We start from the raw sequence: 12,771 nt of genomic DNA on the forward strand, positions 1-12,771 counted from the left end.
ACCGGCGCAGCCCAGCCGCGGGCTCCCCCTCCTCCCCCCCCGGCCCCCACTACCCCCGGGTGACCCGCACCCGGTAGTTCCCCTCCTCGTCCCTCTCCAGTACCTGCACGGTGATCCCGTGCGCGGGGTCCTTGAAGCTCTCGCCGGGGGAGAAGGGGGCGTCGGAGAGTTCCGTCTGGATGTTGGGGCTGCGCGTGCAGCCGCCGCTGCCCCGGTGGGCGTCGTAGACCGTGATCGGGCCGCGGCCGGTGTCGATCGTGGCGTCGACCTTGTAGACGAGGACACCCGGCTGGCACACCGCCTCGTCGTTGCCGCCCTGGGTGCGGACCTCCAGGGCGTAGGAGCTGCGGGCGTTGATCGGCACGATCACCAGCTTTCCGCCGCCCTTCCGGTACAGCGGCGTCAGCGCGTACTCGGCGCTGCCCGGGGCCGCCGCGCAGCCCACCTGGGAGCCGTCCAGCCAGCCGAGCTTCCACTTGTGCCAGCCGAGCAGATCGTTGTCGGCCCCCCAGTCCTCGCTCATGATGTCCCAGTGCCCGACCGCGCCCCCGCCCTCCTGGGTGTACAGGTCGGGCAGGCCGAAGGTGTGGCCGTTCTCGTGCGGCAGGACGCGGAAGCCGGTGTGCGCGTAGGAGCCGGAGCCGTCGTCCTGGCGGGAGTAGACGAAGGAGGCGTTGGAGATGGGGACGCCGTCGGCGACCGGGGCGTCGCCGTTGCCGGCGAAGGTCACGGACAGCACCGTGTCCAGCGCGGCGGGGCCGGCGTTCGGGGTGACCAGGACGTTGAGGATGTCGTACGAGCGGAAGTCCACCTGGGGGTCGGCCGCGGCCACGATGTCCTGCACCAGCTGCCGGTAGCCGGGGTCGAAGGGCGCGCCGCGCTCTATGCCGTACGCCCGGAAGGGTTTCGGCATCCGCAGCCAGCCCGTGACCGGGGTCTCCGGCCGGTAGTCGAGGCGGCCGTACGACGCCGTACGGAACCACTCCTGGGTCTGCGGGAAGAACTCGTGGAAGCGGTCCATCGCGCTGCCCTGGCCCGGCGCGTCGGAGAAGTCGACCATCAGGGTCAGGGCGTGCACCGTGCCCGTGGCGCGGGCGTAGCCCTGCGGGGTGGGGACGCCCTCGGTCATCTGCACATCGGAACCGCCGTGGATCATGCAGGGCGCGAGGGCGGTGGAGCGGGCCAGGCCGATGGGCCCGGCGGTGGTGGGCGCCGTCAGATGTCCGGTCCCGGCCGAGGTGCTGACCGTGAGGGTCAGCGCGGTCACCACGACGAGAGCGGCCACCCGGCGCGGGCGTATGCGCCGGGGCGGGCGTATGTGCCGGGGCTCGTGACCGCGCCCGTCGCCTAGGCCGCTCTGCCCGTCAGTCGGGTCGGCTTGCCTGCTGCCTGGTTCGCCTTGCCGGCCGCCTGGGCTGCTCTGCCCGTGACTCGAGTTGCCTTGCCCGCTGCCCGGGCCGCTCTGCCTGCCCCCCAGGCTGCCTTGCCCGCTGCCCGGGCCGCTCTGCCCGCCACTTGAGGTGCCCCGCCAGCCGTCCGGGTCGCCCTGCCCACCACCCTGCCCGCCCCGCCCGCCACCCTGCCCACCCCACCCGCCCCCCGGTCCAAGCGCGTCCTCCGCGAGATCCTCGTCGGCCGCGGCCCGCCCGGAGGACGACACGCGTCCGGGGGACACGTGTCCACGGGAGACGTGTCCGGAGAGGTGCTCGTCGGAGGCGTGCTCGTGAGGGAGGCGTATGCGGCGGGGTGGCTGCGGCTGCATGCATGGACCTCTCGCTCCACGGCAGCCGCCGTTCTCCGGCTGCACCCTTGCGCTCACCCTGTGTCGACGGGGCGAGGGGCGCGCGCTGGAGGAGACCGATCGTGGGAAAGCCGGTCCGCACGGGGGTGAATCCTGGCCGGAGGTGAGTGTGACTCAGGTGTGGTTCAGGTCACAGTGATTCTTTGCGCGGGTGGGAAATAACCGGGGACCCTCTCCCCGTTTGATCCTGTGTCCGAGCGAAACGGGGACTGCCTCCCCGGATCGCCCCACACACTTCCCACACCGTGAGGAGTACGCCGTGTCGACCGCGACCACCCCGGTACTGCGCAAGGTCCCCCGGCCCCGGGCCGATGCCCTGCGCAACCGGGAGCGGATCGTCGCCGCCGCCCGCGAGATGTTCGTCGAGGACGGCCCGCACGTGCCGCTGGACGAGATCGCCCGCCGGGCCGGCGTCGGCAACGCCACGGTGTACCGCAACTTCCCCGACCGCGAGGCCCTCGTCCGCGAGGTCGTCTGCTCCGTCATGGACCGTACGGCCGAGGCGGCCGAGATCGCCCTCGCCGGGACCGGGGACGCCTTCGCCGCGCTGGAGCACTTCGTGCACGCAGCCGCCGACGAGCGGATCAGCGCGCTGTGCCCGATGATCTCCAGCACGTTCGACCAGCACCACCCCGACCTGGAGGCCTCCCGTGAGCGGCTGGAGCGGCTCATCGAGGAGGTCATGGGCCGGGCCGCGGCGGCGGGGCAGCTCCGGCCGGACGTCGGCGTCGGCGACGTGATGATCGCCGTGGCCCAGCTGAGCCGGCCCCCGGCCGGCACGGACTGCCTGCGCGGCGACCGGTTCGTCCACCGCCATCTGCAGCTGTTCCTCGACGGCCTGCGGGCACCTGCCCGCTCCATCCTGCCGGGCGAGGCCGTGACCATCGAGGAGCTGCGCAGGTCCTGACCGATCAGTACGGCCCCTGACCGATGAGTTCGGGCGTCTGCCTCAGTCCATCCTCGCGTCCGCCCTCACGTCCCGTCCCGACCTGCCGTCAGCGTCGACGAGCCGGACCGGCCGGTTCCGTTTTTTCGCTCTACTTCATCTTTTCCAGCGAAGTTTCCCTCTAGTTTTCCGTCACGAAAATCCCGAAGTGGGTAAATCCATGTCCGAAACAGATCGCAAGGCCTTCGGCGTCACCGCCCCGGGCGTTGACGCCAACCGCTGGAAAGCGCTCGTCTTCATCGCGCTCGCCCAGCTGATGGTCGTCCTCGACGCCACCATCGTGAACATTGCCCTGCCCCACGCCCAGACCGACCTCGGCATATCCGACGGCAACCGGCAGTGGGTCGTCACCGCCTACGCCCTCGCCTTCGGTGGTCTGCTGCTCTTCGGCGGCCGTATCGCCGACAAGTGGGGCCGCAAGCGCGCCTTCGTCACCGGCCTGGCCGGCTTCGCCCTCGCCTCCGCGCTCGGCGGTGCCGCCACCACCGGCCCGATGATGTTCGGCGCCCGCGCCCTCCAGGGTGTCTTCGGCGCCCTGCTCGCCCCGGCCGCGCTGTCCCTGCTCGCGGTGATGTTCACCGACGCCCGCGAGCGTGCCAAGGCGTTCGGCATCTACGGCGCCATCGCGGGCGGCGGCGGTGCCGTCGGCCTGATCCTCGGCGGTTTCCTCACCCAGTATCTGAACTGGCGCTGGACCTTCTTCGTGAACATCCCGTTCGCCATCGTCGCGGCCCTCGGCGCGTACTTCGTCATCCGTGAGCCCGAGGGCGGCCGCAACCGCTCCCCGCTCGACATCCCCGGCGTGATCCTGTCCACCCTCGGCCTGGTCGCGCTCGTCTACGGCTTCACGCGCGCCGAGTCCGACGGCTGGGGCGACGCGATCACCGTGTCCATGTTCGTCGCGTCCGCGGTGCTGCTGCTCACGTTCGTGCTCGTCGAGTCCCGGGTGAAGGCCCCGCTGCTGCCGCTGCGCGTGGTCAGCAACCGCAACCGCGGCGGCATCTACCTCTCCCTCGGTCTCGCCATCATCGGCATGTTCGGCCTGTTCCTCTTCCTGACCTACTACCTGCAGATCGTGAAGGGCTACTCGCCGGTCAAGACCGGCTTCGCCTTCCTGCCGATGATCGCGGGCATGATCACGGGCTCCACCCAGATCGGCACCCGCCTGATGACCCGGGTCGCGCCCCGGCTGCTGATGGGTCCCGGCTTCCTGGTCGCCGGTCTCGGCATGCTGCTGCTGACCCAGCTGAAGATCGACTCCTCGTACGGCATGCTCCTGCTGCCCGCGATGCTGCTGCTCGGCCTCGGCATGGGTACGGCGTTCATGCCGGCCATGTCCCTGGCCACCCAGGGCGTCGAGCCCCGGGACGCCGGTGTCGCCTCCGCGATGGTCAACACCTCGCAGCAGGTGGGCGGCGCGATCGGCACCGCCCTGCTGAACACCATCGCCTCGTCCGCGAAGACGTCGTACTTCAAGGACCACATCGCCGGTGCGGCCAGCAAGCCGCAGCAGCAGCTGGTCGGGCTCCAGGCCATGGTGCACGGCTACAGCACCGCGATCTGGTTCGCCGTCGGCATCCTGGGCCTCGCCGCCCTGATCGCCTTCACCTTCGTCAACGCCGGCCGTCCGGGCGCCGGCCCGGTGGCCTCCGGCGAGGGCGTCGAGGACGAGGTGCCGGTGCCGGTGGTGGCCCACTGAGCGGCCGTACGGTGATTTAGCGGAGCCAGGGCAGGTCCGCACCCACTTCGTTGGGCTGGAGGCCCTCGGCGACGATCTCCATGATCTCGCCGAGGGTCTTCTGCTGTTCCGGGGTGAGCCGGTCGAACAGCGCCTGCCGTACGGCGGCCACATGGCCGGGCGCGGTGCGCTGGAGCACCTCCAGGCCCTCGTCCGTGAGCACCGCGAACTGGCCGCGCTTGTCGGAGGGGCAGTCCTCGCGGCGCACCCAGCCGTTCTTCTCCAGGCGCGCGATCGCGTGCGACAGCCGGGAGCGGGTGATCTTCGACTTCATCGCCAGCTCGGTCATCCGCAGCCGCCGCCGCGGTGCCTCGGCGAGGCCGACGATGAGGCCGTAGTAGATGTGCGGCATGCCCGCGTCGCGCTGGAGCTGCCGGTCGAGGTGGTCCTCCAGCAGGGTGGTGGCGTGCAGGTACGCGCGCCAGACGCGCTGCTCCTCGTCGGTGAGCCAGCGGTGCCGTGCGGCGGCGGAGTCGGGTGCCGTGTTCATGTCTTCCACTGTACGAGCTGCCTCCTTGAAACTTGAACAAGTCGGGCGTACTGTGACGAGTAAAGCTTGAGAGTTAAAGCACCTGGAGACTGGGAGCCGCCATCATGTCCGCCGTATCGCAGGAGCGTGTTCCGGAGGGGCGCATGCCCACCCTCTACCTCAGCCACGGCGCCCCTCCCCTCGCGGACGACCCCATATGGCCCGGCGAGCTCGCCGCCTGGTCCGCCGGTCTGCCCCGCCCCAAGGCGATCCTCATGGTCTCCGCCCACTGGGAGGAGGCGCCGCTCGCCCTGGGCGCCGTACGGACGATCCCGCTCGTTTACGACTTCTGGGGCTTCCCCGAGCACTACTACCAGGTCCAATACGCCGCCCCCGGCGCACCGGAGCTCGCCGAATCCGTGCGCAAGCTGCTGCGCGCCCCCGGCATCCCGGTCCAGGACATCCCCGACCGCGGCCTGGACCACGGCGCCTACGTCCCGCTCGTCGAGATGTACCCGGACGCCGACATCCCCGTCCTGCAGATCTCCATGCCGACCCTCGACCCGGTGAAGCTGATGGACATCGGGCGCAAGCTCGCGCCCCTGCGTGACGAGGGCGTGCTGATCGTCGGCTCCGGCTTCTTCACCCACAACCTCGCCGCCCTGCGGTACGCGGGCGGCGGCGTGCCCAGCTGGTCCTCCGAGTTCGACGACTGGGGCCGGCGCGCCCTGGAGGCCCGCGACTGGGACGCCCTGCTGGACTTCCTGGGCAAGGCCCCGGCCGGCCGCTACGCCCACCCGCGCACCGAGCACTTCGCCCCGCTCTTCGTCACCATGGGCGCGGCCGAGGCGGGCGGCGAGCTGGACGCGCAGAAGTCCGTGATCGACGGGTTCTGGATGGGCATGGCCAAGCGGTCGGTGCAGTTCGGCTGAGCCTCTTGCGACGGGCTCCTTGCGAGGATTTGCCGTGATTCCGCTTCCCTGGCAACCATCGGCGGGTGCGGGCCGTCTTCCGGGTCGGGGAGAGCGGTCAAGGGCGGCGCTCTTCCGGAACTCTTCCAGCAGTCGTCAGGTGCTGGTCCGGCGCTCTTCAGGAGCGGCCTGACCTGCACCTCTGTGGGTTCTAACGGCCCTCGCCTCCTCATGCGGCCGGACAGGGTACTGCATGATCAGAAAAATTGAGGGGCGGGTTGGGAATTCTGTCCGGATTCCAGTCGTTGTTTCCATCGGACGCAGGGCACCCGAGGAGAGTTTCCCCACAGTCCCCGGAGTGCCGAGCGACCGCCAGGACCACCCGCCAGCCCACCATCGCAAGGGAGCACGCATGGCAACCCGTGCCGTCGCCCGTCGTCAGTCCGCCTCCGGCGAGACGGCCGACTCGGCAAGCAGTGTTCGCGCACACGTCGGCGAGATCGCCGACCGTGACCTGGTCGGCATGTACCTCGACGAGATCGCGCGTACGCCGCTGCTCGACGCCGCCAAGGAGGTCGAGCTGTCCCAGACCATCGAGGCGGGTGTGTTCGCGCGGCAGGTCCTCGACGGCGAGGAGGAGTCCGCGACGGACGCCACCCGCGAGGAGCTGGAGGCGCTCATCGCCGCCGGCGAGCGGGCCAAGGACGTCTTCATCCGTTCCAACCTCCGTCTGGTCGTCGCCGTCGCCCGACGCTATCCGCGCAGCGGCCTGCCCCTGCTGGACCTGATCCAGGAGGGCAACGCCGGTCTGGTGCGCGCGGTCGAGAAGTTCGACTACCGCAAGGGCTTCAAGTTCTCGACGTACGCCACCTGGTGGATCCGTCAGGCCATCACCCGCTCCATCGCCGACCAGTCCCGCACGATCCGGCTGCCCGTCCACCTGGTGGAGGAGCTGGGCCGTATCCGCCGCATCCAGCGCGAGTTCAACCGCGAGAACGGCCGCGACCCGGAGCCCGCGGAGATCGCCACGGAGCTGGGCTCCACGCCGGAGCGCGTCATCGACGTCCTCGACTGGGCCCGTGACCCGGTCTCGCTGAACATGTCGGTGGACGACGAGGGCGAGACCCAGTTCGGCGACCTGCTGGAGGACACGTCGGCGGTCAGCCCCGAGCAGTCGGTCCTCACCCTGCTCCGCAGCGAGGAACTGGACGACCTGATCGGCCGCCTGGACCAGCGCACGGCCTCCATCATCAAGATGCGGTACGGCATCGAGGACGGCCGCGAGCGCACCCTGACCGAGGTCGGCAAGGAGCACGGCCTGACCCGCGAGCGCATCCGCCAGATCGAGAAGCACGCGCTGCTGGAACTGAAGAAGCTGGCCCGCGACACCGGGTTCGACGCGGCGGCATAGGCGTGACGGTCCGTCGGGCGGGAGGTCGGTCCGTCGGACGGTCGGTCGGTCGTACGGGGGCCTGTACGCAGGCGTATCGGGGGCCGTGTCGGGGCTGTGCGGTGACGGTTGTGCGGTGCAGGGCGCGGCGCGGTGCCGCCGTGATGCGGTGCCGGGCGCCTGCGGGAGGGTGGGCGTGCGGAGTTGTGGCGCCTGCGGGTGCGGCTGAGTGTGTGGTGCGCGGGTGTGGGCGTGCGGTGCACGGGGCGGCGCATACCGGTGGTGCGCCCGGGGCGACCTGCGCAGGTGGGGTGCCCGGGGCAGCGTGCGCCGGTGGGGTGTTCGTGGCGGCGCACGCCGGTGGCGAAAGACGGCGCAAACATGGCGTGGTCCGGTCGCTTCAACGCCCGGACCCGAGGGAACAACCCTTGCGGGCCCTTCACCGGGCCCCGGGAACCGCGACCGCACTCCCCACCGCGGCTGACACACCGCACCACGACACACCACTCACCTGACACGCACAGCCGCGCCGCACGGCGGCCTTCGTACCGCCGGCCGTCCCCACGCGAACCACGTCCCGACGCACCATCCCCCCCGGCGCCGGGACCTCCCGAAGCCGGGCTCCGGCGCCCATCCCCCCTGGGTGCCGGAGCCCGGCTCTCTTGTCTTCGCGTCCGGTCAACTCCCGTGCGCTGTACGCCTGTCGGGCCTCACGCGGCCGGCGTGTGGGCGCGCAGGGCGGTGACCGTCCAGTCGATCAGGGGTGCCACGGGGTCAGGGGCCGGCCAGCCGTTGATCAGGGCCAGCAGCTGGAGGTAACGGTCCCAGCGGGGATCGCGCGCCGACTCCAGCCGGCGGAGCAGCCATGCGGCGGGCTCGGCGGTCCCTCGGTCGCCGGGCACGGTGTCTCCTCGGCGACCGGGGGCGGGTGCGTACCGGGTGAGGAGGGCCGTGACGACGGGCTCCGCCTGCGGTGCGTCGGGTGCGGTGCCGGCCGCCATGACGGGCCCGGCCAGTTCGCGGGCGACGGCGACGACATCCGGGCGCGGTGTCCGGTGGGTGGCGCTTCGCGCGTGGTCACGGGCCAGCCGCCGTACGGCCGCACGGAAACCGTCGTCGAGGGCCAGCTCGGCCAACTCCAGCCAGGCGGCGAGCTGTTCCTCGGTCGGGTCGGTGGGCAGCTCGGGGGTCATGGAACGCCGGGCTGCGGCAGGGGGGTTGTGTGGGACGGGGCTGTCGGCGGGGACTTCGCAGACGATGTCAGGGCCTTCGAAGACGGCGTCCAGGAAGCCGTCGATCAGCCGTCGACGCTCGGTCTCGGACAGGGTCGCCAACCGGTGCATGAGTTCCGCCTCCTCGAGGGTGGGTGCGCGCCCGGCCACGGCGGACAGCACCGCCCGGCGCAGACGCAGCACGCTGATCTGCGTGTCCAGCGCGGCCGCCTGCTCCGCGGCGATCCGGCCGAGCGTGACCGGCCGGTCCAGGACCTGCCGGATCACGTCCAGGCCGAGCCCCAGTTCGCGCAGCGCCCGTACGAGCGCCAGCCGGGCCAGGGCGTCGGGGCCGTAGCGGCGGTATCCGGCCGCGGTGCGGTCCGCCGGTACGACGAGACCGCGGTCGGAGTACAGCCGGATCGTCTTGACCGACAGGCCGGTACGCCGGGCCAGTTCACCGATCGAGTACAGGGTGCCGTCACGCATGAGCCCACCTTCCGGTCTCCCGCTGGGGGAGACTCAAGTCTGCGGGGAGGCGGCCGGGTGACGGGGGAGAGGGGTGTGCCCGGCACCGTGCGCCGGCTGGTTGACCGGGCCGTGTGATGCCCTCCGCGTTCGGGACAGCCCGGTCCGACTCGGTCACGTACCGCGACGGGCCCGCGACGACCGACCTCGGCCGCTCGTACAAGCGGCTCACACTCGAGGAACCCGGCCTCCTCCCCCCCGGGCACACCGTGCTCGATCTCGGCTGCGGCCCCGGCACCGGCCTGCGGGCCCTCGCCGGGGCGGTCGTCCCGTCCTCGCACACAAGGGTGCCGATGGCGGCGGGACATGCTGGAACGGCGGTCCACCCCGTACCTGAACCCCGGGGTGGACCGCGCGGATGGCAGATTCTGCCACATGGGCATAGCCTGCCGGCATGAGCACCACCCCCAGCGCCGCCCACCAGCAGTTTTCCTACTCCGCGCCGGTCTCGCTGACCGAACGGCGGAAGGCGGAGACCCGGATGGAGATCGCCCGGGCGGCGGGCGCACTGTTCGTCCGGCAGGGCCTGCGGGCGACCCGTGCCGAGGACATCGCCCAGGCCGCGGGCATCGCACCCCGTACCTTCTACCGCTACTTCGCCACCAAGGAGGAAGCGGTCGCCCCGCTCTACGCCGCCGGCGCCCAGCGCTGGGCGGAAGCGGTCCGCGCGGCCCCGGTCCACCTCGGCATCCCCGAGGCCCTGGAACACGCCGTCCGCCACACCCTCACCCCCGGCCTCGGCGTCTCGTCCGCGTCCTGGGAGTGGGTCCGCACCCTGATCCGCCTGGCCGACACCAGCCCCGCCCTCCGCAAGGTATGGGCCGAGGTGTGCCAGACGTCGGAGACGGCCCTGGGCGAGATCCTCGCAGCTCGCCCCACGCCCACCGGTCCCCGCCCGGTCACCCCCTCTCTCCGTTTCGCCGCAGCCGTCGCCGGCGCGGCCGTACGCGTGGCCGTCGAGTCCTGGGCCGCCACGCCCGCCCCACCCACCGGTCCGGAGGGCCCAGCCGCCCTCGCGCTGCACAATCTCGGTGCCTTGCGGGCGTTCGACTGGAGCGGGGAGAGCTAGGCCGCCCTGTCGAGAGGGAGACGCGCACGTGTGCTTGCGCCCCTGGGTCAGACCGCCGCTCTGGACACCTGCGCGTCGCGCTCCCGGCCAAGTCCCTTGGGTGCCTGGATCCCGGTCACACCTCCCCGGACGCCTCGACGCCTCCCTGCCGCACACCCCCCGCCCGGCTGAGCCGCCCACCCAACTCCCGTACACATTCGGCCAGTTCTCCAGGCCCTCGTACGGTGAACTCGGCCCCGGCCATCGCGAGCCGTATCGCCAGCCACTCCACGGGATCGCCGGAGGTGCCGTGCAGCACACAGCCGCCCTCGCCGTCGTCCTCCGGCACCCCGAGCCAGGCCGGTACCCGCGCGGAGACCTGCTCGGCCGGAGCGGCGAAGCGCACGGCGAACTCGTACGTCTCCTGCCGCCGGTTGATGGACCGCCGCAGGTACTCGGCGGCGTCCCCCGTCGGCAACTCCCGCGGCGCGAACCGCACTCCGGTCGCGAACGGCTCACTGACCCGGTCCACCCGGAACGTGCGCCAGTCGGCACGGTCGAGGTCGTACGCGACCAGGTACCACCGCCGTCCCGTCGACACCAGCCGGTGCGGCTCGGTCAGCCGGCGTGACTCACCTCCCTCCTTGTCGCGGTAGGCGAACCGCAGCCGTTCGTGTCCCGCCACCGTCGACGCCATCACGGTCAGCGTCTCCGGCGCGATGCTCGCCCCGTCCCCGCTGGTCAGCGGCGTGGTCGCGGCCTGCAGGGTGGACACCCGGTGGCGCAGCCGGGACGGCAGCACCTGCTCCAGCTTGGCCAGGGCCCGTACCGACGCCTCGTCCACGCCCGCCACCGCGTGTCCGGCACCGGCCCGCAGCCCCACCGCGATCGCCACCGCCTCCTCGTCGTCCAGCACGAGCGGCGGCATCGCCTTGCCCGCGACCAGCCGGTATCCGCCGTCCGCGCCCTTCGTGGCCTGCACCGGATAGCCCAGCTCGCGCAGCCGGTCGACGTCCCGCCGCACGGTACGACGGGACACCCCGAGCCGGTGGGCCAGCTCACCGCCGGGCCACTCGCGCGGGGTCTGGAGAAGCGACAGCAACTGCAACAGCCGGGCGGGTGTGTCGGTAGTCATGTCTACGAGAATGCCGTACAACTAGGACACGATCTGACCTAATAGGGTCCTAGCTTTGCGGACATGACCTCCACGGAACAGACCCTCACCCCTGGGCCGGCCCCGGCCGACAGGCGCCGCTGGTTCGCCCTGGCCATCGTCATGACCGCGGCCTTCATGGACCTGGTGGACGTGACGATCGTCAACATCGCCATCCCGTCCATCCAGCGGAGCGCACACGCCTCCGTCAGCCAGATCCAGTGGATAACCGCCGGCTACGCCCTCGCCTTCGCCGCGGCCCTCATCACCGGCGGTCGGCTCGGCGACATCCACGGCCGCAGGCGGCTGTTCCTGATCGGTATCGGCGGCTTCACCCTCGCCTCCGCCCTGTGTGGCTTCGCCGTGAACCCGGAGATGCTGGTCGCCTCCCGCATTCTGCAGGGCGGTATGGCGGCGATGATGGTGCCGCAGGTGCTGTCGATCGTGCACGCCACCTTCCCGGCCCACGAACGCGGCAAGGTCTTCGGTCTGTTCGGCGCGATCGTCGGCCTCGGCGCGGTCTCCGGGCCGCTGCTCGGCGCACTCCTGACGGAGTGGAACCTGTTCGGCCTCGAATGGCGGCCCATCTTCCTCATCAACCTCCCCGTAGGTATCGCGGCCTTCCTTCTCGGCCGCCGCTTCATCACCGAGTCCAAGGCCCCCAAGGCGCTGAAGCTGGACCTCGTCGGCGTCGCCCTGGTCTCGCTGGGCCTGCTGATGCTGCTCTACCCGCTCACCCGCGGCCGTGAGCTGGGCTGGCCGCTGTGGGGGTACCTCTGCATGGCCGGTGCACTCGTCGTCTTCGCGGCGCTGGTGTCGTACGAAAAACGGAAGGCGGCCAGGGACGGTTCCCCGCTCATCGAGTTGTCCCTCTTCCGGGTGAAGAGCTTCGCCGCGGGCATCGCCGTGCAGACCGTCTTCGGTGTCGCGCTCGGCATCTTCTTCCTGGTCTGGACGCTGTACATGCAGATCGGCCTGGGCTGGAGCCCGCTGCGGGCCGGCCTGACCGGGGTGCCGTTCTCGATCGCGGTGTCCGTGGCGGCGGGGATGTCCGTGCAGAAGCTGGTCCCGCGCTTCGGCCGCAAGGTGCTCCAGGCGGGCGCCCTTGTGATGGGCGTGGGCGTGCTGCTGTACCTCTGGGAGGCCCACCGCTACGGCCTCGCCATCGCCTCCTGGCAGATGGCCCTGCCGCTCGTCGTGATGGGCGCCGGCATGGGGCTGATCGTGGCCCCGTTGACCGACGCGGTGCTCTCGGAGGTACCGCGCGAGCACGCCGGTTCCGCGTCCGGGCTGATCAACACCGTGCAGCAGATGGGTAACGCGCTCGGCCTGGGACTCGTGTCGGTGGTGTTCTTCGGCGAGATCGGCGACCGGCTGACTGCGGCCCAGGTCGGCCCAGCTTTCGTGCACGCCTTCCAGCACGCGCTGTGGTGGGTCGCCGGGATCATGGGCGCGATCTTCCTGCTGATGTCCGCCCTGCCCAAGCGGCCGGCCCAGCATGTGGAGGGCGCGGGGGACGAGCCGGCGGCGTCGGTCACGGACCGGGAGCCGGAACTGGTTGCCTGACCAGGCACGA

At 71.4% G+C, this 12,771-nt stretch carries 10 protein-coding genes; 6 read left to right on the top strand and 4 right to left on the bottom strand.

The features are described 5' to 3' along the window. Nucleotides 1-49: 49 nt before the first annotated feature. On the bottom strand, nucleotides 50-1,285 hold the full coding sequence (locus tag ACH47Z_RS27015; protein ID WP_399077991.1) for a M6 family metalloprotease domain-containing protein: 1,236 nt from the start codon (nucleotides 1,283-1,285) through the stop codon (nucleotides 50-52). Between the two features lie 775 nt (nucleotides 1,286-2,060). On the opposite strand from ACH47Z_RS27015, the gene ACH47Z_RS27020 reads away from it, so the two are divergent. Continuing rightward, nucleotides 2,061-2,708: a TetR/AcrR family transcriptional regulator gene (locus ACH47Z_RS27020; protein WP_399077993.1), complete on the top strand. Its 648-nt coding sequence runs from the start codon at nucleotides 2,061-2,063 to the stop codon at nucleotides 2,706-2,708. A 199-nt stretch (nucleotides 2,709-2,907) separates the two neighbouring features. Continuing rightward, nucleotides 2,908-4,446, top strand: a complete 1,539-nt coding sequence (locus ACH47Z_RS27025) for an MFS transporter (RefSeq protein ID WP_399077995.1) — start codon at nucleotides 2,908-2,910, stop codon at nucleotides 4,444-4,446. Between the two features lie 16 nt (nucleotides 4,447-4,462). Here ACH47Z_RS27025 and ACH47Z_RS27030 read toward each other — a convergent pair whose 3' ends face one another. Then, nucleotides 4,463-4,975, bottom strand: a complete 513-nt coding sequence (locus ACH47Z_RS27030) for a MarR family winged helix-turn-helix transcriptional regulator (RefSeq protein ID WP_399077997.1) — start codon at nucleotides 4,973-4,975, stop codon at nucleotides 4,463-4,465. Nucleotides 4,976-5,079: 104 nt separating this feature from the next. On the opposite strand from ACH47Z_RS27030, the gene ACH47Z_RS27035 reads away from it, so the two are divergent. Both ACH47Z_RS27035 and ACH47Z_RS27040 read left to right on the top strand, forming a co-directional pair. After that, complete coding sequence (locus tag ACH47Z_RS27035) at nucleotides 5,080-5,886, top strand: dioxygenase (RefSeq protein ID WP_399078000.1); 807 nt, start codon at nucleotides 5,080-5,082, stop codon at nucleotides 5,884-5,886. 391 nt (nucleotides 5,887-6,277) lie between these two features. After that, nucleotides 6,278-7,276, top strand: coding sequence for an RNA polymerase sigma factor RpoD/SigA (locus ACH47Z_RS27040; RefSeq protein WP_399078002.1), 999 nt, complete (start codon nucleotides 6,278-6,280; stop codon nucleotides 7,274-7,276). Between the two features lie 689 nt (nucleotides 7,277-7,965). Here the strand turns inward: ACH47Z_RS27040 and ACH47Z_RS27045 are convergent. Continuing rightward, nucleotides 7,966-8,955 (bottom strand): MerR family transcriptional regulator, encoded by a 990-nt coding sequence (locus ACH47Z_RS27045; protein WP_399078004.1) that lies wholly within the window; start codon nucleotides 8,953-8,955, stop codon nucleotides 7,966-7,968. Nucleotides 8,956-9,475: 520 nt separating this feature from the next. Between ACH47Z_RS27045 and ACH47Z_RS27050 the strand changes: the two genes are divergently transcribed. After that, a complete protein-coding gene (locus tag ACH47Z_RS27050; RefSeq protein ID WP_399078357.1) occupies nucleotides 9,476-10,063 on the top strand; it encodes a TetR/AcrR family transcriptional regulator in 588 nt (195 codons plus the stop codon). 115 nt (nucleotides 10,064-10,178) lie between these two features. Here ACH47Z_RS27050 and ACH47Z_RS27055 read toward each other — a convergent pair whose 3' ends face one another. After that, nucleotides 10,179-11,177 (bottom strand): helix-turn-helix transcriptional regulator, encoded by a 999-nt coding sequence (locus ACH47Z_RS27055; protein ID WP_399078006.1) that lies wholly within the window; start codon nucleotides 11,175-11,177, stop codon nucleotides 10,179-10,181. Nucleotides 11,178-11,240: 63 nt separating this feature from the next. Here ACH47Z_RS27055 and ACH47Z_RS27060 point away from each other — a divergent pair, with 63 nt between their 5' ends. Continuing rightward, on the top strand, nucleotides 11,241-12,761 hold the full coding sequence (locus tag ACH47Z_RS27060; protein WP_399078008.1) for an MFS transporter: 1,521 nt from the start codon (nucleotides 11,241-11,243) through the stop codon (nucleotides 12,759-12,761). Nucleotides 12,762-12,771 lie beyond the last annotated feature (10 nt).

The organism is Streptomyces sp. NPDC020192, assembly GCF_044388685.1.
In the GTDB taxonomy this organism is placed as follows: Bacteria; Actinomycetota; Actinomycetes; order Streptomycetales; family Streptomycetaceae; genus Streptomyces.